Origin of the sequence: Hyalangium sp., assembly GCF_045802625.1 — a bacterium.
Taxonomy (GTDB): Bacteria; Myxococcota; Myxococcia; order Myxococcales; family Myxococcaceae; genus Hyalangium.
Window position 1 is genome coordinate 24,683 of record NZ_JBJMQP010000019.1, and the last position, 26,124, is coordinate 50,806.

General features: G+C 69.4%; 23 protein-coding genes. 8 read left to right on the plus strand and 15 right to left on the minus strand.

The features are described from left to right. Positions 1 to 6: 6 nt before the first annotated feature. From ACJ8AT_RS03435 to ACJ8AT_RS03500, 14 genes are all read right to left on the minus strand, one after another. Positions 7 to 1,305: an immunoglobulin-like domain-containing protein gene (locus tag ACJ8AT_RS03435; protein WP_407736092.1), complete on the minus strand. Its 1,299-nt coding sequence runs from the start codon at positions 1,303 to 1,305 to the stop codon at positions 7 to 9. A 256-nt stretch (positions 1,306 to 1,561) separates the two neighbouring features. Continuing rightward, a complete protein-coding gene (locus tag ACJ8AT_RS03440) occupies positions 1,562 to 1,762 on the minus strand; it encodes a hypothetical protein (protein WP_407736093.1) in 201 nt (66 codons plus the stop codon). 120 nt (positions 1,763 to 1,882) lie between these two features. Beyond that, positions 1,883 to 2,776 (minus strand): Ku protein, encoded by an 894-nt coding sequence (locus ACJ8AT_RS03445; protein WP_407736094.1) that lies wholly within the window; start codon positions 2,774 to 2,776, stop codon positions 1,883 to 1,885. 236 nt (positions 2,777 to 3,012) lie between these two features. Then, positions 3,013 to 4,029 (minus strand): Rpn family recombination-promoting nuclease/putative transposase, encoded by a 1,017-nt coding sequence (locus ACJ8AT_RS03450; protein ID WP_407736095.1) that lies wholly within the window; start codon positions 4,027 to 4,029, stop codon positions 3,013 to 3,015. A gap of 166 nt (positions 4,030 to 4,195) precedes the next feature. Beyond that, a complete protein-coding gene (locus ACJ8AT_RS03455; protein ID WP_407736096.1) occupies positions 4,196 to 5,776 on the minus strand; it encodes a serine/threonine protein kinase in 1,581 nt (526 codons plus the stop codon). A 105-nt stretch (positions 5,777 to 5,881) separates the two neighbouring features. Then, the gene (locus ACJ8AT_RS03460) at positions 5,882 to 6,301 is read right to left on the minus strand and encodes a hypothetical protein (RefSeq protein WP_407736097.1); all 420 of its coding nucleotides are present in this window, start codon (positions 6,299 to 6,301) and stop codon (positions 5,882 to 5,884) included. Positions 6,302 to 6,375: 74 nt separating this feature from the next. After that, positions 6,376 to 7,044 (minus strand): hypothetical protein, encoded by a 669-nt coding sequence (locus tag ACJ8AT_RS03465; RefSeq protein ID WP_407736098.1) that lies wholly within the window; start codon positions 7,042 to 7,044, stop codon positions 6,376 to 6,378. Next, entirely contained in the window at positions 7,041 to 8,759 is a 1,719-nt protein-coding gene (locus tag ACJ8AT_RS03470) for a BatA domain-containing protein (protein WP_407736099.1), read from the minus strand. The genes ACJ8AT_RS03465 and ACJ8AT_RS03470 overlap by 4 nt, the downstream gene beginning before the upstream one ends. Then, a complete protein-coding gene (locus ACJ8AT_RS03475; RefSeq protein WP_407736100.1) occupies positions 8,756 to 9,616 on the minus strand; it encodes a DUF58 domain-containing protein in 861 nt (286 codons plus the stop codon). Before ACJ8AT_RS03475 ends, ACJ8AT_RS03470 begins: the two co-directional genes overlap by 4 nt. Further along, positions 9,613 to 11,091: an ABC transporter permease gene (locus ACJ8AT_RS03480; RefSeq protein WP_407736101.1), complete on the minus strand. Its 1,479-nt coding sequence runs from the start codon at positions 11,089 to 11,091 to the stop codon at positions 9,613 to 9,615. The genes ACJ8AT_RS03475 and ACJ8AT_RS03480 overlap by 4 nt, the downstream gene beginning before the upstream one ends. Continuing rightward, positions 11,088 to 12,068: an ABC transporter ATP-binding protein gene (locus ACJ8AT_RS03485; RefSeq protein WP_407736102.1), complete on the minus strand. Its 981-nt coding sequence runs from the start codon at positions 12,066 to 12,068 to the stop codon at positions 11,088 to 11,090. The genes ACJ8AT_RS03480 and ACJ8AT_RS03485 overlap by 4 nt, the downstream gene beginning before the upstream one ends. Positions 12,069 to 12,096: 28 nt before the next feature. After that, positions 12,097 to 14,007, minus strand: coding sequence for a hypothetical protein (locus tag ACJ8AT_RS03490; protein ID WP_407736103.1), 1,911 nt, complete (start codon positions 14,005 to 14,007; stop codon positions 12,097 to 12,099). Then, complete coding sequence (locus ACJ8AT_RS03495; protein WP_407736104.1) at positions 14,000 to 14,995, minus strand: AAA family ATPase; 996 nt, start codon at positions 14,993 to 14,995, stop codon at positions 14,000 to 14,002. Before ACJ8AT_RS03495 ends, ACJ8AT_RS03490 begins: the two co-directional genes overlap by 8 nt. A 16-nt stretch (positions 14,996 to 15,011) precedes the next feature. Next, a complete protein-coding gene (locus tag ACJ8AT_RS03500; protein WP_407736105.1) occupies positions 15,012 to 16,529 on the minus strand; it encodes a hypothetical protein in 1,518 nt (505 codons plus the stop codon). 139 nt (positions 16,530 to 16,668) lie between these two features. Here ACJ8AT_RS03500 and ACJ8AT_RS03505 point away from each other — a divergent pair, with 139 nt between their 5' ends. The 4 genes from ACJ8AT_RS03505 (at position 16,669) to ACJ8AT_RS03520 (ending at position 20,117) form a co-directional block, all read left to right on the plus strand. Continuing rightward, entirely contained in the window at positions 16,669 to 18,003 is a 1,335-nt protein-coding gene (locus tag ACJ8AT_RS03505; RefSeq protein ID WP_407736106.1) for a hypothetical protein, read from the plus strand. Between the two features lie 165 nt (positions 18,004 to 18,168). Beyond that, complete coding sequence (locus ACJ8AT_RS03510) at positions 18,169 to 18,870, plus strand: MotA/TolQ/ExbB proton channel family protein (protein WP_407736107.1); 702 nt, start codon at positions 18,169 to 18,171, stop codon at positions 18,868 to 18,870. A 3-nt stretch (positions 18,871 to 18,873) separates the two neighbouring features. Then, on the plus strand, positions 18,874 to 19,317 hold the full coding sequence (locus ACJ8AT_RS03515; protein WP_407736108.1) for an ExbD/TolR family protein: 444 nt from the start codon (positions 18,874 to 18,876) through the stop codon (positions 19,315 to 19,317). Between the two features lie 17 nt (positions 19,318 to 19,334). Further along, positions 19,335 to 20,117: an energy transducer TonB gene (locus tag ACJ8AT_RS03520; RefSeq protein WP_407736109.1), complete on the plus strand. Its 783-nt coding sequence runs from the start codon at positions 19,335 to 19,337 to the stop codon at positions 20,115 to 20,117. Here ACJ8AT_RS03520 and ACJ8AT_RS03525 read toward each other — a convergent pair. Beyond that, positions 20,114 to 20,644, minus strand: coding sequence for a MarR family winged helix-turn-helix transcriptional regulator (locus tag ACJ8AT_RS03525; RefSeq protein ID WP_407736167.1), 531 nt, complete (start codon positions 20,642 to 20,644; stop codon positions 20,114 to 20,116). The two genes, ACJ8AT_RS03520 and ACJ8AT_RS03525, sit on opposite strands and share 4 nt — an antisense overlap. 151 nt (positions 20,645 to 20,795) lie before the next feature. On the opposite strand from ACJ8AT_RS03525, the gene ACJ8AT_RS03530 reads away from it, so the two are divergent. The 4 genes from ACJ8AT_RS03530 (at position 20,796) to ACJ8AT_RS03545 (ending at position 26,043) form a co-directional block, all read left to right on the plus strand. Continuing rightward, the gene (locus ACJ8AT_RS03530; RefSeq protein ID WP_407736110.1) at positions 20,796 to 22,319 is read left to right on the plus strand and encodes a TolC family protein; all 1,524 of its coding nucleotides are present in this window, start codon (positions 20,796 to 20,798) and stop codon (positions 22,317 to 22,319) included. 234 nt (positions 22,320 to 22,553) lie between these two features. Further along, complete coding sequence (locus ACJ8AT_RS03535) at positions 22,554 to 23,660, plus strand: polysaccharide deacetylase family protein (RefSeq protein WP_407736111.1); 1,107 nt, start codon at positions 22,554 to 22,556, stop codon at positions 23,658 to 23,660. 14 nt (positions 23,661 to 23,674) lie between these two features. After that, positions 23,675 to 24,835, plus strand: a complete 1,161-nt coding sequence (locus ACJ8AT_RS03540) for a DegT/DnrJ/EryC1/StrS family aminotransferase (RefSeq protein WP_407736112.1) — start codon at positions 23,675 to 23,677, stop codon at positions 24,833 to 24,835. Further along, entirely contained in the window at positions 24,832 to 26,043 is a 1,212-nt protein-coding gene (locus tag ACJ8AT_RS03545) for a GNAT family N-acetyltransferase (RefSeq protein ID WP_407736113.1), read from the plus strand. The genes ACJ8AT_RS03540 and ACJ8AT_RS03545 overlap by 4 nt, the downstream gene beginning before the upstream one ends. The last annotated feature ends 81 nt before the right edge of the window (positions 26,044 to 26,124 follow it).

Sequence of the window (26,124 nt, forward strand, 5' to 3'; positions counted from 1 at the left end):
GAGAACTCACCAGGGGCAGTTGACCACGTCCACCGTGCGCGTCAGGGTCGGCGCGCTGTTGCCGCCGCTGTCCGTCAGCGTATAGGTGACCGTGTACGTGCCAGCCACCCAACCATTCGGGTAGCCGTACACCTTCACCTCGGGAGTGATGTTGCCGTAGCACGCATCCCACGCCTCCCAGCCCGGCTCCACGTACCCGTGGCCGCACTGGAGCGTCATGTGCTCGGCGCCCTTGAGCATGAGCGTGGGCGGCTGGGTGTCATCCACCTTCACCGAGCGGATGGCGCCCACCGTCTTCCCCGCCGAATCCCAGGCGATGTACTGCACCGAGTAGGTGCCCTCGGCGCACGTGTTCGGGCCCGGGCCGGCGCTGTCATGCCCGGTGTTGTACGTGTGCACCGTCAGCGGGTGGCACGCCGAGTCCCACGCCTCCGCGCCCGGATCCACCCACACGTCCTGGCCGCACTCCAGCGTCATGTCCAGGCTGCCATGCACCGTCAGCGAGGGCTCGCCGTTCGAGTTCGGCGTGCAGGCCCAGGTGGGGCTGGTGGCCGCGCTCGTCAGGTTGAGGATCGGCCCGGCGCAGCTCTGGCCATTGGAGCACGCCAGCAGCGGGTGGCTGCACGTCCCACTCGAGCAGAAATCCGCGGTGCACGAGTCCCCGTCGTTGCACTCACTGTCGCTCTGGCACGCGAGGCCCACCACCTCGCCGTTGATCTGGATCACCGCGCCCGTCAAGCGGCTCTCGGTGCAGCAGTCATCCACCTGGGTGAGCACCACGCGGTTCACCTCGCCCGTTGCCACGTAGGCGGCGAGGTTCCCGGTGCTCAAGCTCCCATTGATGTGCAGGAAGCCCTCCGGGGCGGTGATTCCATTGGGGTACTTCGAGTTGAAGATCGTCACCCGCAGGCCATCGTCCACGACGTTGAAGGAGACCGTGAACTGGTTCACCGGGCCGGCTCCTACGTTGACCTGGGTCTGGTAGTAGATGAAGTCGCCGTACACCAGGCACGAGACGGGCGCCTGACAGACGAGCGAGCTGCTCACCAACCCGATCGAGCTCCCATCGGGAGCAGCCTTCCAACCCGCATCCCCCTTGGGCGGGATGGTGGCCACGCTGAACTCACACGCATCCCCGTTGACGGAGGGAGTGCAGGCAAAGGGCAGCAGGCCCAGCGGGTTGGAGGACGTCACCTCCAGCCCCTCATGCATCTGCCAAGGTGTACGGGTGTGCGCGGCAGCGGGCAGTCCTCCCAGGGCGGCGAGAGTGACGGCAACAGCACCCAGGACGCTACGTTTCGTCATGTGAATCCCCCACGATTCGAGCAGGTCGGCGGTTGCCCCGAGTGGGTCAGCACTCGAAGGCGGGGGGGACGGTCATCACCGCTTCCAAACCCATCAAGGTTTGCGGACCTGCCGGTGTTGCCCAGGGCTCAGAGCGGACAGGAGACACGCCGCGCATGTGTTGAGTGAAACGTCTCCATGGCCCTGCAAGCCTGTGCGGCGAGGGAGTGCGCGGTGAGCGTAGGGCACCCGCCCACCGCGCGCCTCCTCGCGGGGACTACTTCTGGACGATCTTGATGGTGCCGTCGGGGCTGATGGTGATCTCCACGACAGGCTTGGCGCCGCCCACCACCGCGCCCAGCTCCTCGGGGTTGAGCTCGATCACGGCCTGCCGTCCGGAAATGATCAGCTGGCGGCCGCTGCTCGAACCTTCACGACGCTCAATGCTCTGCTCCTGAATCTCGGGGGTCTGGCTCATGGCACGTTTCCTTTCGAATGACCTCGGGGGTCACTCGGAGAGAGCGTGGCCAATTCACCTGTGACACCCGCCCGAGCCTTCCTGGCTCCCTCGACGCTGAGCAGCCAGGGAGGCTCCAGCTCACTTCTTGCGGGACCGGGCGGTGCGAGCCGACGCCTGCGAGCGGACCCGGCGTGTGCCCGCGGCCCGGGTGGCGCGGCGAGGCGTGCTGGCCTCCTCCTCCCGGTCGCGGGTGCGCTTGGCGGCCGCGAGGCTCTTCTTCAGCGCGTCCATCAGGTTCGCGGGCGCTTCATACTCAGGGGCCGCGGCGGGCGAGCGGCGGATCTCCGCGCCGCCGGCCTTCTGCCGCAGCACCTCCTCCAGCTGCTCGCGGTAGACGTCCCGGTACTTGTCGGGCTCGAACGGAGCGCTCAGCGACTCGATGAGCTGCTCGGCGGTGGCCAGCTCGCGCGCGTTCACCTTGGGCATGTGCGAGGGCATCCCGTCGATCTGCTCCAGGGAGATGACCTCGTCCACGCTGTTCATGGTGGAGAGCATCAGCCCGGGCCCGTTGGGCCGCACGGCGCACGTGTACTGCCGGGTGCGCAGCACCACACGTCCCACGCCGATGCGCCCAGCGCTCTCCAGCGCCTCGCTCAGCAGCGCGTACGCGCGCGCGGCGTTCGTCTCGGGCACCAGGTGGTAGTGCGAGTCGAAGAAGAGCGGGTGGATGTCGCCGGCCGGGACGAAGTCCTCGATGTCGATGGCGTAGGTGCCCTTGGGCGCCAGGGCCTTGAGCTCCTCGGGCGTGATGGTGACGTAGACGCCCTTGCTGATCTCGTAGCCCTTGATGATCTCCTCGTAGGGGACCTCCACGCCCTCGGCCTCGCAGACGCGCTTCTCACGGATGCGAGCCTTGTCCTTCTCGTGGAGCTGGTGGAAGCGGATGTCGCGCGGGCTGACGGCGCGGTACATCCGCACCGGCACGTTCACGAGACCAAAGTTGACCGAGCCCTTCCACATGGGGCGTGCCATGCGCTGCCTCCTCTGACGGCCCAGGTCGGAGAAAAGTGCGCTCGGAGCAGGTCCAGCGCCGGGTACCGCGAATCGCGCCGGAGGCCGAAAAATCGGCTCCGGACGCGATGGGCCGACGTCAGAAAGCTCGATCCGATCCCCCTCCGCGGCAAACCTCGCGGGTGGCCCCGCCGATCGGACGGCAGACAACCCTGATCATGGGATCGCACTGAACCTGGGTTCCGTGCCCTACGGGCTCACTGCGCGCGGTCCTCCAGGACCTCCGCGAGGCGAGTGGCCTTCAACGCCCGATCAAACCACTGATCGAGGGTGGCCAGGTCCGTGCACGACAAGATGCGCTGGCGGGCCTGGTCGTCGACCTGCACCCCGCGTGCGGCGAGGATCCGGAGCACATCCTCGGCGCGCCCCTCGGCACGCCCTTGGCTCAGGCCCTCGCTCAAGCCCTTCTGACGCCCTTGCTCGAAATGCTCCTCACCCCAGGTCAGCATCAATTCCTCCGTTCGGCGTGAACCCACGACCGATTTTAACATGCCCACCGTGGCACCTCGCACGGACCGCTCCCCCACCAGCAGTAGATAGTGAAACACTCCGCTCAGCTCCTCGAGACCATTGGGGGTGGCTCGCACCTGAGCGAAGAGCGCCGCCCAGCGCGGCAGTTGCTGTGCCAGCTCTTCCGTCCGCCCGTACCGCAAGGCCAGCAGCGCCAGCCGGGCTTGAGGCGGGCCTGGGCGCGCCAGGAGCGCTTCCGCCCGCTCGGACGTCAGGTCATCCACCAGGTACTCGAAGCGTGGCAGCAGTGCCCTCCACTCCTCGGACAGCGCCCCCTCTCCTGGCACATCGAAAAGCTCTTCGATCTGGCGAGGGGCGCTCCAGGCCCCGCCGGGCCCGTGGTACATGACCAAGGGGATGATGACTGGCAGCAACCCACTGCCCGCGTGCTCCTTGCGCCAGTGCTCCAACTGGCGCACCACATAGCGAAGCATCCGCAGGGCCATCCAGCGATCCACGGACGACTGGTGCTCCAGCAACAGATAGAGCAGCACCGGCCGTCCGCCGGAAAGGCGGGCGGAGAAGAGCAGATCGCTCTCGGTCTCCTTCAGCTCCGGGTCCACCACCGAGCCCGACTCGCGTCGCAGGGTGGACCAGTCCACCTGGGAGACCACCTGTGGGGGCAAGACAGCGCGCAGCTCGGCCGCGGCCAGCTCGGGGTGGCTGAAGGTTCTCCGGACAAAGAGATCATGCGGACCGGACATGGTCCGCAGGGCTGAAGCACAAAACGGACCAATGCTCGCTCGCAGGGGAGCACAGGGTCGAAGGGGTCCTCCTCAGTCCACTACCGTCTCGCACGAGAGACCTCAAAAGTGCGGCGTGATCAGCGGAGGGGCAAGGTAAGGAGACAGAGTCCTTTCAGTGCGCGGATCACTTCTTCATGCGAGTAGAGGTCGGCTCGCGATCGGACGGGTAGGCGGGGACGTAACAGCCGCCCCGGTACACGACCCCGTTCCCACTGCAGTCCTCGAGCGCAACCTTCGTTTCAAACCAGCATCCACCGTTGATCGCAATCTGTCCCTTGCGGCAGCGACCATTTCCATCCGGTTTGATCTGCCCTGGCTGCGGCTTCGGCGGCACCTCCACGGCGATCGCTCCTCCTGAGGAGGCACCTGGGGACCCTTTCGTGGGCGAGTAGGAAGAGGTCAGCCCAGCGTCCCCGACTGAGATAGAGCCACCGTCGCGCTCCTCCTCCTCGGGTGAGTTCCGCACCATGGGCGGCTCATCCTCGGTGCGCTCAGGCACGGTCCCCCGAGGCCACAGCGCCAGAGCCACAGCCGCCACTAGCGCAAGCAGAGCCAGCCATCTCCCGCTCCGCTCATGAGGCGTGACGTGCTCGCGGGAAGCCGCAGCGGAGGGCTGTGCTTCAACCGCTGGACGTTCTGTCTTCGCCTGTGCGGCGGCATCCATCTCCGCGGCGCGGCGTACCTCTTCTCTTTCTCTGCGGCGCAGACGGTGGCCAGAGAACCCGGCTTCGGCTGCCTCCTCGGGCGGCCACTCCGAACGCTCCAACGTCTCCCAGTCGAATAGGGGGACCTCCGCCTCCGGCCCGGCGTGCGCGGCTCGTTGCTCCAGCGCCTCGGCCAGTTCTTCCGCGGTGCCACGCTCCTCGGGCTTCGAGGACAGCATGCGCAGGATGAGCGCATCGAGCCGTGGATCCACCCGGGGATTGAGCGCCCTCGGAGGCCGAGGACCCCCACCACCCGGCAGCCAGCACCGCCCCTCTGCCATGCGGGACTCCGGAGAAGGTGGGTACTCGTCCGTCACCAGTCGGTAGGCCATGATCCCGAAGGCGAACACATCATCGGAGGGCTGGGCAACATAGAGGGCGAACGGGAGGTGGCCGTGGCGCCGGGCATAGTCCCAAGCCTCGGGGCTTCGATAGGCCGGAGTGCTGGGCGGCAGGACCGACGGCGTCAATCGCTCCGCTCCCGGGTAGTGCCCCGATCCGAAGTCCCCGAGGAAGAACCGGCCATCCGCCGCTCGGACCATCACGTTGTCGCCCTTGATGTCCCGATGCACTCCGCCCACCGAGTGCATGGCGTGCATCGCCTGGGCTCCTTGAGCCAGCAACCGCATCACCTGAGCCGAGGAAGGATTGCGACGCGCGGCCCAGGAGTACAGCGGCGATCCATCAATCCACTCCATGACGATGTACGGGTGCATGAAGCCGGAGGAGTGCCGCCACTGCCCGGCGTCGAGCAACCGCGGCACGCTGGAGTGCCGGATGATCGAGAGCAGCCGGGCCTCGCGCTCGAAGCGAGGATCCCGAGGGCACAGGGCCAGTTTGAGGGCCACGGGCCCGGCCTCTTCATGCCCCACTCGGAGGGCCTTGTAGACGGCGCCGTAGACTCCCACGCCTCCGTAGCCGCTCACTCGCCACGCACCGATGCGGGTGCCCAGGGGCAAGGCTCTTGGGTCCTCGTCCGGCGCGAGAGGCTGAGCCTCCATGAGTTCCTCCCGGCATGGGGCGCCACCTCCGCCCGCTCGGTGAGCCTACCTCATGGGTTGTCTGAAAGGTACTGGACTTGCCTCGCTGTTGCCGGAAGCAAAAGACTACTCCTTCGCAAGAATCCGACCCTGAGCATCGATGGCGTAGAGCGCCCCCGCATCAAGGACCACGAACCCAGGGCCGCATTGCCTCAAATCTGGCGTGAAGAGGACGTAGAAAAGATTCTCCTCGGCCTGCACGACAGTGGTGTCGATATACCTCCAATCCGCGAGGCATTTGTCTTCAGGATCTTGCTGTTTCTCTGGCTTGATCCAAGGAGGGCGGAAATCAGACATCGCCACCTTCAGAGCAAGCATCATCGGCCCAGTCAACTGCGCTCCGCCCTCGAGCGCGTTCGGGAATCGCACCTGGGCCGAGACCTCTGGAGGAGCCCTTTGGGGTTTCTCATATTTGTAATACCCAAAGTGGGAGCATCCCAGCATCGCGACGGAGCATCCCAGGATGATCCAGAGACATGGCTTCATGGCCTTCCCTCTGCAATTCGCTGCTGGCCGTAGGGTACAGCGCGGCTCATTTTGCACCCCTTCTCGGTGACTGTTCAGGGCAACCAGTCCATGCCCTTGAGCATCTCGACGTTGCCCTTCTCATCGTAAGCTTTGCCAATCGCGACCCACTTCCCTCCACGGAGGGCCATCACCAGTCGTGTCACATTGTCATAAAGATAGGCACTGCACCCACCGGTCTTCTCTCGGTAAAAGAGCATCACGCCTCGATGCCAGACTCTGCCTGTCTCACTGTCTGCGGCCCTGGTTGGATACCAATGCGCCGCAACGCTCATGTCATTGAACGAGAGACGCCGGTTGTTAGGGTGCGTGTGAGCTTTGCCAAGAATGATGGCATCACGATGCTCCCGGTCATCTATCGAGGAAGGAACCACACAGGTCTTCAGCTCACTGTCCAATCTGTTCTTGATGTCCGAAAGATAGCTGAGAAAGTAACCGTCACTCGAACGTGAGTAGTAGTACAGGGCGCAATATTCGGAGCCGTAAGCACCATTGGACGCTCCAGGTTGATCGGTCATGATGGCACACGACTTCTCAGCCAGTTCCTCCATCGTCTGAAACGGTCCTGCCAATGGACCTTCGACCTCGACGCTGCCATCAGGCAGGCGATGCGCACGGATGTTGGGGTTGGGAGCGGAGCAGGCCAAGCACGAGGCCATGACAAATACCTGCGCCGCTGCAATCAGACCTTTACCTCCCATCATTTCCGCCTCGTCACGTAGAAGTCCGCCAGCAGCGCTCCCAGCAGCACCAGCAGGGGCCAGCGCGCTCGTCCCGGTGAGCCCGTGCTTCCCTCTTCCTTCTCCTCTGCCTCCGCCTTCCGCTCGCCGCTGCCGCGCCCGCGCAGGTCCGATTCTCGCGCGTCCAGCGCCAGCACCTCGGTCACATCCACGGGCTTTCCGTCCCGCTCCAGCGTGTAGCGGCCCGGCAGCAGCGGCGCGGGCAGGGTCAGCGCTCCCGCCCCGAAGACAGGCTTGTCTCCCAGCGGGCCTACCAGCGTGTAGCGGGCTCCCGGCTGAGTCACCACTGGCAGGGGCTCGCCCAGCGTGAGCTGTCGGCGGGGGAACCCCTCTCTCGCTCGTCGCTCCTCACGCAGCACGTTTCCCAGCAGCACGGGCCATGCCGGCGTGCGCTGAAGGTTGGAGCGCGACAGCTCCAGGTTGACGTGCACGCGCCCGTCCTCCTCGGAGAGCAGCACCGCGTCTCCTGCTGTGATCAGCGCTCGCCCCGGCGGATTGTCTCCCGCGGTCCAACGCACTCCAGCGAGCTGCACGTCGTCCAGCAATGGGTTGTTCTTCTCCGAGAAGAACGGCCCCAGGAATGTGCGCAGCGTGCCTCCTGCTCCCACCGTCACCTTCGCGTCCGTTCCTCGGGGTCCGATGAGCAGCGCTCCCTCGCCCGCGCCTGTCTCCACGTCCGGAGCCACCACCAGGAAACGCTCCAGCGCCTGACGGGCCTGCGCATCCAAGCCCTCCGCCAGCGCCACGCGCACCGGTCTCACCACCGAGGGCACCAGCCTTGCCTGCCCGTCCTCCGGCAGCGCGTCCTGCGGCAGCGTCACCTCCACGTCTCCCGCGTTCTCGAAGGTGAGGCGCACCGTCGCCGCTCCCTCCGTGGGCAGTTGCACCTGCTCGCGCTGCTCCGTGCCTTCCTTCGCGCCCGGGCCCGGCTGGGCGCGCACTCGGACCTCCACCGTGTCCGGTCCGCCGAAGCGCGCCACTCGCAGCGTCACCGTGGCCTTCGTGCCCTCGTCCCGCCGCTGCGCGGAGACGAGCGCCACGTTGTCCCGAGGCACCCCGAGCGCCATCCACCTCACCGCCGGCGGCACCACCGCCCCCTCCGCGGGCATTACGTCCGTGAAGAAGTGCACCCGCCGCCCCGGCCCGGCCAGCTCCTGCGCCCACAGCAGCGTGGCCGTCACGTCATGGTCCGCTCCGAGCGCCTGGAACGACTCCAGCGCTCCCAGCGCCTTCGAGGGCTCCGCCTCCGGCCCCGCGATGACCCTCGGCGCCGAGCCGCTGGCCAGCACCGTCACCCGCGTGGCGCGCTCCTCTTCCACCCGCTTGGCGGCCTCGCGGCGCACTCGCTCCAGCACCGTCACCCCATCCGGCCCTCGCGCCGAGAGCGAGAGGCTCCCGTCCACCACCAGCACCACGTGCCGGGCGCGGGTGTCGCTGCTGAAGCGCACGTCCGCCAGGAAGAGCGCCGCCGCCACCACCGCCAGCGCCTCCAGCAACAGCGAGGCCTCGCGGGTGAAGCGCTCGAAGCGCGGCCCCGCCTCGGCGCGCGGGCGAGGCGTGCGCCACAGGAAGAGCGCGCTCACTGTCACTGGCTTCTGCCGCCGCCGCAGGAAGTACGCCGCCGCCAGAGGCACCAGCGCCCCCAGGGCCAGCAGTCCCCATGGGAAGCCGAAGCTCACGCGCCTCCTCCCGCCAGGAACAGTGGCCGCAAGGGGCCTCTCACGAGCGCGCTCAAGGACTCGGGGGCTGGCGCCGTCACCAGGGTTGCCTTCGCTCGCACTGCCGCGGCCCGAAGCGCCTTCTGGTGCTCGGCGAAGCGCCGTGCGTACGCCGCCAGCACGTCCTCCGTCAGCAACTCCTCCAGCGCCGCGCCGCTCTCCGAGTCCACCAGCCGAGCCCCCTCGCCTCCCGAGGGCTCCAGGTCCTCCGCGTCCAGCACCTGCACCAGAAACAGCGCCGAGGCCCCTCGAGCCAGCCGCGCCACCAGGGCGGACAGCTCCGTCTCGAAGAGGAAGTCACTCACCACCACGCGCAGGCCACACGGGCGCAGTGGCGGCATCCGCCCCAGCGCCGAGGCCAGATCATCCCTCGCGTCGAAGGCCGCCGCACGCAACGCCGAGCGGCACACCTGTCCCTGCGCCCGCTCCGGCCGAACGCTCGTGGTGAGCAGCGAAGGAGTCAACCCCTGCAGCGCGCCCACCTCCACGGCCAGCAGCGCCACCTCCCGGGTCCTGGCCTCCTTCGCCGGGCTCAGCGCCACCGAGCGCGAGGCATCCACCAGCACCTCCAGGCGCGGAGACACCTCATCCTGACGAACGCGGAGGATGATCTCTCCGGTGCGCGCCACCGCGTTCCAGTCCACCTGCCGCAGATCATCCCCGGGCTGGTAGGCGCGAAAGTCGTGCAGCTCCAACGAGGAGCCCGCGGACGTGGCTCGCGCCTCGCCCACGCGCCCCCGGTGAGGCACTCGCGGGAGCGCCAGCGCCAGCCCCGGCGCCAACCTCGCCACCTCGCTCTCGTCCGCCGCCGCGCTCACGAGGCGTGGACCCTCCGCTCGCGCTCGACCAGGGCCCGATCCGCGCCGAAGGCGGCGAGCGCGGCCACCCCGCATAGGAAGAACAGCAGCTCCACGGTCATCTTCGGCTGGCCCAGCGCGTAGTCATACGAGCCAAAGTCGACGAGCCCCACGACGGGATTGAGCAGGTTGATGAGCCCATTGTCCGAGGGCTCGTCCACCAGCAAGGCCAGGATCGGCGGAATCACGGAGGCCAGGCCCGCCAGCGCGGCGAACACGATGCGCACCGCCGTCGGAGAGGCCAGCCGATCCGAGCGCGGCATCCTCGCCACGAGCAGCGCCACCGCGAAGTACAGCACCGGGTACGCCGCCGCGGCCACCGTCACATAGAGCATCGAGCGATCGTTGGTCCGTCCATCGACCGAGTTGTGCCCGAGCAGCCAGCAGAAGAACGACCAGCCCACGAGCAGCAACACCATGAGCCGGAAGCCGCGCACCGCTCCGGGCCGCAGCAGGCTCCAGGCCCGCGTCTTCGCCCGCAGCGCTCGCGCCTGTCCGTCCACATCGGAGATGACGAAGAGCCCCACCAGCGTCAGGTGCAGGCACCCGGCCACGCCCGCCACGGCCACCACCTGCCGCTCGAAGCCCTGCTTCCACCAGATCATCCCCACCACCACCGCGCTGATCAGCATCTGCGCCACGAGCGCCCGCCGAGGCCCCAGGGAGTAGTTCTCGGTGATCAACGACAGCCGCGCGGCGGCCACCTCGAACAGCAGCCACCCATAGCCGAGCATCAGCCATAGGGAGATGCCGATCATGTACGTCAGCTCTCGCTCGCGCATCAGCCGGGAGCCTCCCTCGCTCAGCCCGAAAGCCGCCGACAGCCCCATCACCACCCCGCTGGCCAGCATGCCCAGCACGAGGAAGTGCACGAACGCGCGCCCCAGCCGACCGTCCGCCAGCGTCGCCGAGCACACCCCCAGCACCGTGAGGAACACCAGCCACGCGCCTCCCAGCGCCAGGATGATCAGGATCGTCGGCAGATCGATCCCATTGAGGTAGTAGCTGAACAGCAGGAACGGCCCCACCGCGGAGGCGTACAGCCCCGCCTGCGCCAGGAAGGACGTCATCTTGCCGCGCAGGATGCGCCGAGGCCCCAGCCCCGTGAGCGCCAGCAACACCCACGTCTCGTCCTCGCGCTCGCGCGCCAGCGAGCGGAACGCGCTGTAGGGGATGACGAAGAAGTGCACCAGCCCCAGGCACACGAAGTAGGTGAAGAAGTAGAACCCGCCCCGAGCCCGGTAGCCTCCATCCCGCACGTCCGCGTACGCCGTCAGCGACAGCAGCACGCACGCCAGCAGCATCAGCCCGAAGCACACCCAGAACACCCGGGTGCGCAGGCCCTGGCGGATCTCCTTCACCACCAGCGGGTTGATCCGATCTCCCAGCCGCTCGCTCAGCGGGGCCCTCGCCATGCTCTCCACGGGCGCGCTCACGCCACCCTCCCCTTCGTCACCGTCATGAAGGCATCCTCGAGGTTCAGCTCGCGGTGGCTGAAGGCGCAGACCGGCACGCCCGCCCCCACCAGCGCCGCCAGCAGCCGCGCCGCCACCTCATCCACCTGCGCCCGAGTGGCCCCCGGCTCCAGCTCCAGCTGCACCCGCAGCCCCCCGGGCTCGCGCGTCACCTGCCCCACGTGAGGCTGCTCCAGCAGCACCTTCTCCGTCCGCTCGTACGCAGCCTCTCCCTCGGCGCCCACCGCCAGCCGCACCATCAGCTCCGAGCCCCCGCCCGCCTGGCTCTGCGCCAGCAGGTCCGCCACCTTGCCCGTCGCCAGCAGCCGCCCCTGCTCGATGATGGCGCACGTGTCGCAGATCTCCGCCAGCTCCGTGAGGATGTGGCTGGAGATGAGGACCGCCTTGCCCTGATCCGCCAGCGCTCGCAGCAGCTCGCGCAGCTCGATGCGGGCGCGCGGATCCAACCCATCCGCGGGCTCGTCGAGGATGAGCAGCTTCGGATCGTGCAGCAGCGTCCGCCCCAGCGCCGCGCGCTGCCGCATGCCCTTGGACAGCGCGCTGGTGAGCTTGTCCTTGAGGGGGATCAGCCCCGTGAACTCCATCACCGACTCCACGCGCTTCTTCCGCGCCTCGCCCTTGAGGCCATAGGCCCGCGCGAAGAAGTCCAGGAACTCCCACACGGTGACGTCGTCATAGGTGCCGTACCGGTCCGGCATGTAGCCGATCAGCGGCCGGGCCTTGTCCGGCGCGTCCACCAGCGACTGCCCGTCCAGCAGCACCTCGCCCGCCGTGGGCGTGTCCAGCGTGGCGATGATGCGCATGGTGGTGCTCTTGCCCGCGCCGTTGGGCCCGATGAAGCCCAGGATGGTGCCCGCCTCCAGCTCGAAGGACACATCATCCACCGCACGCAGCGCGCCGTAGACGCGCCGCAACCCCTTCACCTGCAGCAGGCTCATCGCCTCACCTCGACTCGTCGCGCGTGGCTCATGGCGTGTCCACCTGCCCTCGCACGTAATGGACTCCCTCGTGGAGCTGCACCTTCAGCGCCGCCAGCGGCGCGAAGCCCGCGCCCCCGAGCCGCGCCACGAAGTCCCCGTCCTTCAGCGGCAACGCGAAGCTGCCCACGTCCTCCCTCGAGCGGTGCATCGCGCTGCCAGGGGGACTCACGAACCCTCGGACGAGCTCCCCGCTGGCGTCATCCTTCAGCTCCGCGACGCTCCCCTCGGCGCCGTCGGCGAGCTCCGGCAGCGAGTACCAGCTCTTCCCCAGGCGCACGTAGCCAGCCTGGAGCGGCGCGCCGAGCGCGTTCTGCACCTTCCACCCCTCGCCCTCCTTGCGCACCACCAGCCGGGCGCGCGTGGGCACCACGGCCAGCTCTCCCCACTCCACATAGGTTCGCGCGGGCAGGAGGCCCTCCGCCTCCATCCCGCCTCCCGTCCAGCTCACGTCCACCAGCCACTCGTCCAGCTCCTGCGGCGCCAGCAGCACTCCGGTGGCGGGGAGCTGCACCTTGTCGGAAGAGAGGTTGGCGTAGTAGCCGGCCACGGCCGCCGTCACCACGCGGTCTCTCGGCCGGTCCAGCCAGGTGTAGCTGTAGCGCGAGGCGTGGGTGACGAAGCCCTCTCCCAGCACCGAGTCCCCGATGATGATCAGGCAGGTGAGCAGCGCCACCGCCGGCACGCCGATCAACAGCGCCACGGGCCCCTTGCGCCGGGCCAGCATCAGCCCTCCCGGCCCCACCACCAGCGAGAACAGGAAGATGAGGACGAGGAAGCGCCCCACCGGGACCAGGGCATTGGGCAGCAGCGGCACCTCGCCCCCGCGCAGCGCGAAGCGGTTGTTCTCCCAACGCGGCGCCGGACCGATGGGCTCCAGCAGCGGCTTGCTCTCCTCCTCGACCGAGGCCACCGCCTTGCCGCAGTCCTCGGCCCCGCCCTGGCACAGGTACACGCTGCCGAAGCCATAGGCATTCCACGCATCGCGCTCCGGCTCCTGGCCGAGCAGCGGCAGGCGCTGACGCACATCTCGCGGAGACCGGGCCAGCACGAGCGAGCCGCCCACCGCGGCGTAGTTCTCCAGCGCGGCCCAGACATCCGCGGGCACGGAGGCCACGTCCTCGGTCACCAGCACCGAGGGGTAGCCCACGTAGGCAGCCAGCTCTCGAGGCGCGTCCTGCACGCTCAAGAAGCGGACGTCCACCTGCGACGGCTTGCCGCTCTCGGTGCGAGGGATCCCCGTACCGGCCTCGAACGCCTTGGCCGTGCCGAGCACCAGCGTGGCCACCGCGGTGCCTTCGTCCAGGTACACGTTGCCGGTGCGCGGACGAATGGTGGGGCCCTCGATGGTGAAGGTGCCGTTCTGGACCGCCACGGGGACGAGCAGGTACGTGGTGAGCCGCTGGCGCGGGGCGAGCTCCACGGTCCGCACCGTGGTGGACGCGCCCGAGCCGTACCCCTGGAAGCTGAGCCGCAGCGAGCGCGGCACGGCTTCGGTGTTGTGCAAGCTCACCTCGATCGGCGTGAACCCACGCTTGGCTTTCAAGCCACCGGTGTGGAGCGAGACGCGCAGCCCGTCCGTCTCATCCAGGGCCTCCAGCGTGCCCGTCAGGTCGGCGTAGCCGGAGCGCGGGGGCTCTTCCGGCTCGTCCGGCTCGACAGCGTTCTCGTCGTCGGCGGCCGCCTCATCTTCGGGGTCCGCCTCGTCTGCGGAGTCCGCCTCGTCGGTCCCCGCATCCTCATCCCCTGCCGCTGGCTCGGCCATGGGCGCTGGAGGCGGCGCCTGGGCCGCTGTGGCCTTTGCCGGGGCGGCAGCGGCCGGAGGTGACGGCTGCGCGAACACCAGGCCCGCGACCAGCAGCGAGGCCAGCAGCAGCCAGGGCTCCAGGAACCTACGCACGCGGCACCTCGGGCACGGCCTGGAGCAGCGCGCGGATGACGTCCGTGGAGGCCACCTTCTCCAAGGAGGCCTCGTAGGCGAGCACGAGCCGGTGGTTGAGGATGGCGGGCGCCACGGCGACGATCTCGTCGAACCCCACGTTGGGCTTGCCGCGCAGCAGCGCCAGCGCCCGGCCCGCGGCCGCCAGTCCCAGCGCGGCCCGAGGCGACGCGCCATAGCGGACGAAGCGGCGCACGGCATCCGGAGCCTGCGTCTGGCGCGGATCCGAGGCCTCCACCAGCCGGCCGATGAACTCCGCCACCGGCCCGGGCAGGTGCACGCGGTCCGTGGCGGCGAAGAGCCGCGAGAGGCTCTCCCCATCGAGCACGGGCGGCAGCGCGGGCGGCGCGCCTCGCACGCGGGTGGTGAGCAGCGTGGCGAGCGTCTTCGCCCCCACCGGCGGCACCTGGATGCGGAAGAGGAAGCGATCGAGCTGCGCCTCGGGCAGCGGGTAGGTGCCCTCCAGCTCGATGGGGTTCTGCGTGGCCAGCACGAAGAAGGGATCCGGCAGCGAGCGCGTCTGCCCGAGCACCGTCACGCTCCGCTCCTGCATCGCCTCCAGCAGGGCGGCCTGCGTCTTCGGGCTGGAGCGGTTGATCTCGTCGGCGAGGACGACGCTGGCGAAGAGCGGGCCTTCCCGGAAGGTGAACTCGCGGCGGCCCTCGCCCTCCAGGATATAGGTGCCGGTGATGTCGCCGGGCAGCAGATCCGGCGTGAACTGGATGCGGCGGAACGGCAGCGCCAGCAGCCGCGCCAGCGCCTTGCACAGCTCCGTCTTGCCGAGCCCGGGCAGGCCCTCGAGCAGCACGTGGCCTCGCGCGAGCACCGCCACCACCACCTGCTCGACCACGGACTCCTGATCGAGCATCACCTGGTTGAGGCCCTTCTTCAGCTGGGCCGCCACCTCCGCCGCACCCTGCACCTCGGCGGGGCTCAGAAGCTCAGACACGTCGGCTCCTCTCGTTTCACTGACTGCCAAAATATCGCTTCACCAGATCTCGGTTGCGCGGCAGCAGCGGCCCGGTCGAGTACCCCGGCGTCGCGTCTCCCTGTGCCCCCGTGCCGCGCACCGCCGAGGGCGTCACCGTGACTCCCTCGTGCTGGGGATCCGCGGCCTTCAGGCCCCACAGCTCGCTCGCCTCGCCTCCCTGCCCCTCCGGCAGCGGCTGGAACTTCAGGCGGTTGGGATCCATCTCCGCCTCGCCTCCGAAGACGAGCGGCTGGCTCTCGCCGCCTCGCCCCACTCCCGCTCCCTCTCCCGCTCTGACACCCCGGCTCGCATGTTCACTGCTCTGTCCCTCGCCCTGCCCCTCTCCTTCTTGACCCTCGCCCTCGCCTTGGCCTTGTCCCTGTCCCTTGCCCTGCCGCCCTGAGCCGGACTGGCGACGCGTCGTCGCCCGCTGCCCGGAGTTGCCCTGGCCGAAGTGATCCTGGAGCTGCTGCTGCCTCCGCTCCAACGTGCGACGCAGATCGGAGATCTGACCGAGGTTTCCTCCCGCCTGCGCGGACGCCGTGCTCCGGGCACCCTGCGAGCCTTGGGTGCCCCGCTGCCCACTCGTCCCCGTGCCACCATCGCCCGCATCCCCGCTCTCTCCATTCGAGCCGTTCGCGCCGTTCTCCCCCTGCGCACCATTCTCTCCGTTGGCGCCGCGCTGGCCCGCCCCTTCCGCCGGGTTTCCCTCTCCGTCCGACAGCGCCATCAAGGCCCGCTCCAGGTTCTCGCGCTCGCGAGCCACGCGCTCCGCGTCCCCCGCGGCGCCCAGCGCATCTTCCAGCTCCGAGGCAGCCTCGGAGGCTCCCGCGAGCTCCGCGGCGGCCTCGGCGGCGCGCTCGGACAGCCGCTTGTCCAGCCCATCGGCGGCCTCCCAATCGGCGGAGTCGAAGCGGCCCTCGGCGGCCTCCTCGGCCAGCCGGCGCAGCTCCTCTTCCATGGGAGTCCCCAACGGCTCCTCCTTGGCGAGCGCCTCGGCCTTGGCTTGAACGGCGGCGACCTTCGCGGCAGCCGCGGCGTTGATGCGGCTCGGAGCAGGCGCGGGCAGTGGCAGAAGAAACCCCACCACCAGGAACAGGAGCGAGCCGAGCAGCGCCCCCACGGGACGCCGCCAGCGCACCTCGGGAGGCTGCACGGCGCGGGCGTACTGGTTGACGGAGAGCTCCCACTCTCCCACGGGGCGCTCCAGGCGGGTGAGCAGCAGCCCGCCCGCGTTGGCCGAGCGGTCCGCGAGCACCGCCGCGTGCTCCAGGGAGATGCCTCGGTGGCGAGCCCGGAAGCCCCACCACAGCCCCCCCGCCAGCAGGAGCGCGGGGGCCACCCACAGGGCCGTCTCGCGCAGCAGGAGGCGGGCCAGGACACAGGCCGTCACGGCGGCCCACATGGGCGCGATGCCCGCCTCGGCCCAGCTCACCGCGTTGAGACGCCGCTGCACGCGCCGGACGGGGGCGAGCACGAGAGCCTCGAAGCGGCGTTCTTCACTGACGGCCATGGTCGGTACAGAGTGTCGGTCACCCCGAGGGGCTTCCACAAGCCGCCCCGAGCACAACCTCCCCCTCCGCTTCCCGAACGGGGCCAGGGAAGCGCGTGAGCTTGAATCCGCTCGCGGGAAGTGAACGAATCCGCCGAGCATGAGCCGCGAATCCGATCCCAGGGAAAAGTCCCTCGAAGAGCGCCTCGCCCGCATCAACGAGGCGCTCGAGCGTACGAACCAAGCCGCCCCCACGAAGGCGGGAGCTCCCGTCACGCCTTCCCAGGGAACCACCACGGCCGCCCTCGGCACCGGGGCCTTCGCCCTGACCTTCCTCGTGCTGGCGATCGCGCTCGGCAACCCGTGGCTGGTGCTGCCGGCGCTCGTGTTCGGCATCGCCGCTGGCTTCCTCCTCGTGCAGCGCCGCTTGAGCGAGTCCTCCTCCCCGTTCGAGCGCGGCCTTCCACACGGGCAGAGCATGAAGGGTCCCCATATCGGCATGGGCGCCACCATCGCGTCCGACGCGGTGCTCGAACCGGGCGCGGTCGTCGAGATGGGCGCCACCGTCGGCTCGGGAGCGACCATCCGCGCGGGCGCCGTCGTGCGCATGGGCGCGACCGTCATGCCCCATGCCGTCATCGAGTCCGGAGCGGTCGTATCGTGGGGCGCGACCGTGCACGAGGGCGCCGTCGTCGGCAGCAACGCCACGGTCGGAGCAGGCTCGGACATCATGCCCGGCGCACGAGTACCTCCGAACACCTGGCTCATGCCGGGCTCCGACTATCACTCGCCCGCGACCGACATACCGGGCGCCAGCACATCCGCGCCGTCTCCCCAGGCCGAGAAGCCACAGCCCGCGAAGCCCGTCGACCCGCGTGAGTCCCGTATCGATACGATCTGCGATCGGCTCGAGGTCGAGCTGCGCGATGCCCCCGAGAGCGTGCGCACCTTCCTCGGCACGAGCACCGAGACGATCTCCGCGCTGCGCCGCACCTGTCACGATCTGCTGCGCCGCGAGCGCGCCCTGAGAGACGAGTCCTCCGCCGAGGCGCTCGCCCGGCTCGACTCCGAGAAGTCCGTGCTGGAGTCGCGCATCGCCAAGACCACCGACGAGGTGATCCGCCGCTCGCTCCAGGGGGCCGTGGCCGCCATCGAGGAGCAGAAGCGCCAGCGGGAGACGCTCCAGCGCAACGCGGATCGGCTCGACGCGGAGTTCACGCGGCTCGCTTACATGCTCGAAGGCATGGCCGCCCAGTTGGTGCGCCTCCGCAGCGCCGCTCCGCAGCCGGGAGCCGCAACGGATCCAGAGCTCGAGAAGAGCCTCGTGCAGCTTCACCGCGAGATCGAAGCCATCGCCGACGCGCTGGAGCACGTCTCCTCCGGCGCGGAAGACTCCCGCTCCGAACCGCTCCCCAGCCCCATCAGCGAGATCTCCTCCGGCGCTTCGGATGAAGGGCTCGCGCGAGCCGACCGCCCGCGCCAGCGCGACCGCTGAAGCGCACGTCCGCCCACCTCCTCCTTGACGCACCCCCAAGCGCCCTCTCGCGGCCTGGGAAACACGGGCCAACCTGCTGATTCATTTGACTTTCCGCCCCTAGAGCAGGAATGGATGCGGCGCCTTGGTGTTCCGCCGGGGCACTCTCTTCCCTCTCAGGGTTCCATGACGCCCCTCCTCCTCCTCGCCCAGGCCATTCAGTCCGAGGTCGGCTGGCTGAGCCACAAGCTGCTCAGCGTCACGCTCTCCAGCGCCGAGTGGGTGCTCTGGCTGCTGCTCACCCTGTCGGTGCTGTCCATCGCGCTGATGCTCGAGCGCGCCGTGTACTTCGCCACCCACCGGCTGCCGGACTCGGAGCTGCTGGCCCTCAAGCTGTCCCGCGGCGAGTTCGACGCCGTGCGCGCCGCCGTCGAGGGCAAGAAGGGCATGGAGGCCGCCGTCATCCGCGACGGCCTCGCCTCCACCGCCCAGGGAGCCGACACCGTCGAGCAGGTGATCGCCTCCACCGTGGCTCGCGAGCGCCCTCAGTACGAGCGCTACCTGTCCTTCCTGGGCACCCTGGGCAACAACGCCCCGTTCATCGGCCTGTTCGGCACAGTGCTCGGCATCATCAAGGCGTTCCATGATCTGGGCGCCACCAGCGTGAAGGGCGCGCAGATCCAGCAGACGGTCATGGCCGGCATCTCCGAGGCGCTCGTCGCCACCGCGGTGGGTCTGGCCGTCGCCATCCCCGCCGTGGTCGCCTTCAACGCCTTCAACCGCCAGCTCAAGACGCTCACCAGCCGCACCAACGCCCTGGGCTTCGCGCTGGTGGGCAGCCTGCGCGCCGAGGGCCGCAAGGCCCCCTCGTCCGGAGAGGGGCGCTAGGCCATGGCCGGCGGGGCCCCGCAGGACAATGATGAAGAGATCACCGGCATCAACGTCACACCGCTGGTGGACATCGTGCTGGTGCTGCTCATCATCTTCATGGTGACGGCCAACTTCATCGTCCGAGAGACAGTGGAGGTGGATCTGCCTCGCGCCGCCAACGGCGGAGAGACGGTGCAGGGGCTGGTCAACGTGGTCATCGACAAGGACGGCAAGCTCTACCTGGATGGCGCCGAGCTGGTCGAGGACGAGCTGTCTCGCAAGGTCTCCGAGGCCGTGGCCAAGGACAAGGACACCCGCGCCATCATCAGCGCGGATCAGAGCCTGCCGTATGGCCGGGTGATGCACCTGATCGACGTGGTGAAGGGCCAGGGCGTCGCCAAGTTCGCCCTCAACATCCAGAAGGACGCCGCGCCCACGCCCGCGGCCTCCCCCGCCAGCCCCTGAGCAGAGGCGCGCCGATCATGAGCCAGGCGGCACTCGACAGCCCGAGCCCTCCTCGCCGCTCGTCACAGGCGGCGCTGGTGTTCGTGCTCGTCTCGCTGGCGGTGCACGGCGCCGGCCTGTTCGCGCTCAGCCGGATGAAGGAGCGCCCGCTCGAGGCCCAGAAGCCGGTGGAGCTCGTCGTGGTGGAGGTGCAGAAGCCCCCGCCGCCTCCGCCGCCCAAGGAGGAGCCCAAGCCTCCCGAGCCGCCCAAGGCGAAGCCTCCGCCCAAGCCGCCCCCGGTGAAGGTGGCCCAGGTCGAGAAGCCACCCCCGCCGCCTCCGCAGCAGGCCCCGCCGCCTCCCAACGAGCCGCCGCCGCAGCCCACCAAGCCGGTGCCGCTCGTGGTGGGCATCTCCATGTCCTCCACCACCAGCGCGGGCTCCTTCGCCGCGCCCGTGGGCAACACCGCTTACGGCAAGGTGTCCGACAAGGCGCAGGACCCGAAGCAGGTGCAGCAGTATGCGGCGCCCAAGTACACCCCCATCTACCAGGTGGACTCCGAGCCGCAGGTCGCCTCCGAGGTGAAGATCCCCTATCCCGAGGAGGCCCGGCGCGCCGGCATCGAGGGCACCGTCACGCTCTCCATCACCATCGACACCGAGGGCAAGGTGGTGGCCGCGAAGATCATCTCCGGCCCGGGCTATGGGCTCAACGAGGCCGCGCGTGATGCCATCAAGCGCTTCCGCTTCAAGCCCGCCATCAAGGGCGGCGAGGCCGTCTCCACCGAGATGAAGTACTCGTACACGTTCCTGCTGGACTAGCCCTGCTTGTCGCCTCGCGGAGGGGACGCGGCCGTGGCCCCACCCGCCGCCTCCCGCTGCTCGTTCAGCTTCTCCACCGCGCGCCTCATCACATCCCGCAGCGCGCGCAGGTCCGCCGCCGAGAGCGCCGCGATGGCCGGGGGAGGCTCGGCCAGCCGCTCCATCAGCCGCTCCCTCACCTGCGAGCCCGCCTCCGTCAGACACAGCAGCTTCACCCGCCGATCGTTCTCGGCGCTGCGCCGCTCCACCAGGCCGCGTCCCTCGAGCCGATCCACCAGCCCCGTCACGTTCGAGGCGTCACACGCCAGGTAGCTCGCCAGCCCATTCATGGGCTGCGGCCCGTAGCCCAGCATCCGCAGCACGTGCGCCTGCACCGAGGACAGCTCCAGCTCCGCCGCCAGCCCGGGGAAGCGGCGCATCCGCTCTTGGATGAGCTCGAACAACGGCGCCCACGCCTCACGCGCCAGGTCCGCCTCGGCCCGAGGTAACTCCTGCACCTCGCCGCCGCGCTTGGCCCGGCCCTCCATCCTGTCCGCTTCCGTCCGGCTCATGCCTTCATGGTAATTCACCCGGTGCACCTCGACAATTGACAACCTCAAATATTGAAAGATACAAGCTCGCCGCTGACGGAGTGCAGCACGCGCCCGCGCTCTCGCGGGCCCTTGGAGGATCAATCGTATGACGCCCCTTCTGGCGCTGGCCCTGGCGGTCACGACCGCGGGACCGGTGCTCACGTTGGATGAGGCGCTGGCGGAGGCCCAACACAAGAACCTGGACCTGAAGGCCGCTCGCGCCCGGCTCGAACAAGCCGAACAGGCCTCGCGCAAGGCCTGGGCGGGCTACCTGCCGACCCTCAACGCTGGCGGCACCTATACGCGCAACTCGGATGAGGCCCGGATCGTCTTCCCGCTGGGCGGCAGCGTCCGCGACGTGGGCCACCCCACCAGCGATCCGGCCGCCGGCCCTGGCGCTCCCACCAACCTGCAGGTCGTCCCGGATCAGATCCTCGATCTGACCATCCAGCCTCGCAACCAGTTCGGCGCGCAGATCGAGCTGCGCCAGGCCGTCATCGTTCCCCAGCTGTGGGCGGCCATCCAGGCCTCCACCCAGGTCGAGCACCTGGCCGAGCTCACCCTGGAGATGCAGCGGCGGGAGATCCTCTTCGCCGTGGCGCAGGCGTACTACGGCGCCGCCGCGTCCGAGGCGGCGCTGCGCGCCCAGGCCCGGCTGCTGGAGCTGAACCAGGCGCGCGAGAAGGACTCGCAGGCGCGCTTCCAGGCGGGCACGGTGACGCGGGTGGCGGTGCTGCGCGCGCAGCTGGACCGGACGCGCGCCGAGCAGGATCTGCTGCGCTCGCGCAACGCGCTGTCCGCCGCCAAGCTGGCGCTGAGCACGCTGCTGCAGCGGGATCCAAACTTCGAGCTGGCCGAGCCGCCAGAGCCACAGCTGCCAGCCCAGCGGACGGATCTGGCGGAGCGCGCGCTCGAGCTGCGCCCGGACGTGGCCGCCTCGCGCGAGAACGAGGAGCTGGCGCATACCAACCGCCGCGGCGTCTGGCTCAGCTTCCTGCCGTCAGTGGGGCTGAACGGGGCGTACCGGTGGAGCAACGCGGTGGGCTTCACGGGGAAGAGCACCGCGTGGCTGGTGACGCTGGGGGCCTCGTGGACGATCTGGGACGGCGGCCTGCGCGAGGCCAACCTGCACGAGGCGTCCGCGAGGGTGGCGGAGGCCGAGGCGCTGCGGCAGTCGGCCGAGTCGCGGTCCCAGGAAGAGGTGGCCCGCTATCAGCTGGAGCTGGAGAGCGCCCTGGCCAACCGCGCCAAGGCCCAGGAGGCGGTGGAGCTGGCCCGTGAGTCGGGACGGCTGACGGACATCAGCTTCCGCGCCGGCGTGGCCACGTACCTGGAGGTGACGGACGCGAACACGACGCTCAGTTCGGCGGAGGTGGGCTTCGTGGCGGAGCGGCTCCAGGCCGCGCTGGCCGCGCTGCGGCTGCTCAAGGCGGTGGGCGTGTTCCCGCCGCCGCAGCTCACCGGGCAGGGCTCCTCGGGCGAGACGGCGACGCCCGCTCCTATGCCCGCGCCTGCACCTGCGCCCGCGCCTGCACCTGCGCCCACGTCCGCGCCCGCGGCGCCCCAGCAGCAGACCGCGCCGGCCTCGGGCCAGGGTGAGGACGCACCGCCCTCCAGGCCGACGCCGTAGCACCCCACCTCAGGTGAAGTGAGACAGAGGGGAGGAGCGAGCAGCCCTCCCCTCGGGGCTCCTCTGCCTCGCTGTCTTGCGCAGCATGCCTGGCCACCCGCTGAGGCCGTGTCCCCGCCTCGCGTGTTGAGCACCCTGCACCCTCGATAGACCCCGGGGACGTCCCCAACCGGCCCACGGCGATGGATCTTCCAGCCATGGCGAGGGCGGTGGCCGCAGCCCCGGGGGGAGGAGATGCGAGGGAAGACAGGAGGCCAAGGCTCACAGCAGGATCCCCACTCCACCACGGAGCGGTTCGTCTCGCGTGCGCGGAACGTGATGAGGCATGGGCTCGGCTCCATGCTCTCACAGGGGCTGAAGACGCTCTCGTACCACGCGGGCCTGTACCCCATCCTCCAGCAGCCCGGCGGCATTCAGCCCGCCATCCTCTTCTACCACAAGGTGCAGCGGCGCTCGGTCAGCCTCTGGGGAGATCCGGTGCTGGGGATGCAGCAGTTCGAGGAGCACGTCTCCTTCCTCGTCCGCGAGTACCAACCCATCTCCCTCTCCGAGCTGGTGGCTGGGCTCCAGCGCAAGGGGCCCCTCCCGGACCGGGCCGTCGTGCTCACCTTCGATGACGGGTACCGGAACAACCTGGTGCTGGCGGCGCCCATCCTGCGCCACTACGGCGTGCCAGCGACGTTCTTCATCACCACGGGCCTCGTGGGCACGAACCAGTGGATGTGGGCCTACGAGTGCGAGCACATCTTCCACCAGTACCCGCTAAAGCGGATCCGCGAGTGCGCCCGGCACCCGATCATCGAGCGCATCTGCTCGCTGGCGCTGCCCAACCGGGTCACCATGCTGGCGTGCGTGGAGTACCTCAAGTCCGTGCCGCACGGCGAGCTGCTCGAGGTGATGGCACGGCTGCGCGAACAGCTCCCGGTGGAGCCGGATGAAGAGAACCGCTTCCTGAGCTGGAACGAGGTGCGGCGGCTGCGGGACGACGGCTTCGAGATCGGCGCCCACACCGAGACGCATCCCATCCTGCCTCGCATCCCGATCGAGGAGGTGGAGCGGGAGCTGGCGGTCAGCCTGGAGGTCCTGGAGCGGGAGCTTGGAACCCGGCCGGCGCTCTTCGCCTATCCCAATGGGATCACCAGCCGCGCCATCACCGAGCGGGTCGGCCGCTTCTTCGAGGCCGCGGTCACCACCCGCCCCGGAGTGTGCTCGCCCGCCACGTCACTGCTGGAGCTGCCGCGCATCGCCGCTCCGCCCCCGGCGGGGGAGCTGGCCTACCTGTTGACGCTCCACCACCTGCAGGGGCCTCCGTTCCTCTGGCCCCTCGTGCGGAGCGGATGAGCGGAGCGGACCTGATGGATACGCTGATTCATTCCCTGCCCAACCTGTGGCCTTCCCAGCTGCTGCCTCGCATCCAGGCGCGGCGGGGATTTCCACTGAACCGCTCGGACCTCGAGTTCACGTACCTGGGGCGCAACGCCGTCTTCCGAGCCATCCACCGGTTGGGACTCGTGGGCGCGGAGGTGATCGCTCCCGCGTACCACCATGGGGTGGAGATCTCCGCCCTACTCGCGGCGGGGGCGCGCGTGCGCTTTGCCCGAGTGGACTCCGCGATGCGGTTGGATCTCGAGGACGTCGCGGCACAGCTTGGCCCCGAGACCAAGGCCCTCTACGTCATCCACTACGCCGGATTTCCCCAGCCCATGAAGCCCATCGTGGACCTGGCCCGGGAGCGCGGGCTGCTGGTCATCGAGGACTGCGCGCTGTCGCTCTTCTCACGGGACGGCTCGATTCACCTGGGAAGCCTGGGAGACGCGGCGATCTTCTGCTTCTACAAGACGGTGCCCGTCACGCATGGGGGAGCGCTCTTGGTGCCGGCCCGGCCCCGGCATCCCCAGCTCCCAAAGACCCGGCCGCCGCCGCTGCTGTCGACGCTGTCGCATCTGACGGGCTCGTTGCTGTTCAGCATGGAGCTGGAGCTGGGAGTCCCCGCCCGGGCGGCACGGAACGCGGTCAAGTCACTGACCCGGCAGCTCCGGCGGCGCGCCGACGAGGTGGATGTCGCCGTGGGGACGCAGCACTTCGAGCTGGCGGCGGTGGACCTGGGGATGAGCCTCGTGGCGGAGCAGGTGCTCCGGGCCACCAACGAGCAGGAGATCGTCCGCCGCCGACGCTTGCACTGGCTCTACCTGCACGAGAAGCTCGGTGGGCTGCGGCGCTCTCCGTGGGAGGAGCTCCCCGCTGGCACCTGCCCGCTCTTCTACGCGCTCCGGGTGGAGGACAAGGACCGCGCCCTGGCCGTGCTGCGCGCGCGCGGGATCGCCGCGGTGGACTTCTGGCGGTTCGGGCACCCCTCGGTGGAGCGGGAGCGCTTCCCCGAAGTCGAAGCGCTGCGCCGCCAGATCGTGGAGATTCCCTGTCACCAGGATCTCAATCCGGATCAGTTGGATCGGCTGGTCCTCGCGGCGAGGGAGGCGGTGCGGGAGGACTCGGGAAAAGGCGGGGCGGGCACGTGAGACAGCAGGTTGATCTTCAGCGGACGGTAGCGCCGGGGCTCGACGTGCGCGTCGTGCGCGACGAAGCGGGCTTCGCCGCGCTCGAGGAGGCATGGAGTGAGCTGCTGGATCAGAGCGCAGCGTCCATCTTCAGCTCGTGGCAGTGGCTGCATCCCTGGCAACAACGGCCAGGAGGAAGCCGTCAGCCGTTCCTGATCTGCGCCCGGGATCGGATGACTCGGAGGCTGCACGGACTGCTCCCGCTCTACCTCGAGGTCCAGCATGGCGCTGGCCGCCGCTACCGCCGCCTGGGCCTGCTGGGGGATGAGGGCGTCGGCAGCGATCACCTTGGGCCGCTGGTGCGGCAGGGGGAGGAAGAGAAGGCCCTGGCCGCGCTGACGCAGGGGTTGCTCTCGCACCAGGAGGAGTGGGATCTGCTCGAGCTGCTCGATGTGGACACCGACTCCCCGAGTACCCGGGCGCTCGTGGAGCAACTCCGCTCGGCCGGGCTTGGCGTCCGCTTCGAGGAGCGCAATGAGTGCCCCTTCGAGCCCTTCGAGCCAGGGCTCACCTTCGAGCGCTTCCTGGCGCGGACGCGGCGAGCCGACAACTTCCTGCGCCGGCGGCGCTGGCTGGAGCGCCAGCCGGGATTCCGCATCGAGCGCGCGGAGTCCAGCGAGGAGGTTCAACAGGCGCTCTCGTCCTTTTTCAGGCTGCACGAGCTGCGCTGGCAAGGCCACTCCCAGTTGAACACTCCGGAGGCCCAGGCCTTTCATCGAGAGGCTGCCGCGAGGCTGGCCCAGCGCGGCCAGCTGCGCCTGTACACGCTCTGGGTCGAAGGAGCAGCCGTGGCCTCCGTCCATGCGCTGCGCCATGGCGGCACCTTCAGCTACTACAACGCGGGATATGATCCGGCCTGGCAGAGCAAGAGCGTGGGGCTCGTCCTCGTGGGGACGACGTTCCAGGACGCCATCGCCGAGGGCCACCGCGAATACGACTTCCTGCGAGGCACCGAACCCTACAAGCTCGAGTGGACGACCCAGGTGCGCCGCACGGCCCGGATCCAGATCTGGCGCCCCGGAGGCCCAGGCGCGTGGGTGGCTCACGCCGAACGCCTAGGGCAGCAGACACGCCGGGTACTGCGATCCGTACTGCCAGCCCGAGCGCTGAGCGCGCTGCGGCGGATCCGGTCGTCTGCCCTCCGATCGGACACCCGACCCCACGACTGAGCGGCGTTGGCATTCCCCTGGCTTGCACTGTCTCATGCGCGACGCATTGGACTCGTTGCTCCGGGGATCACGATGGCGCGC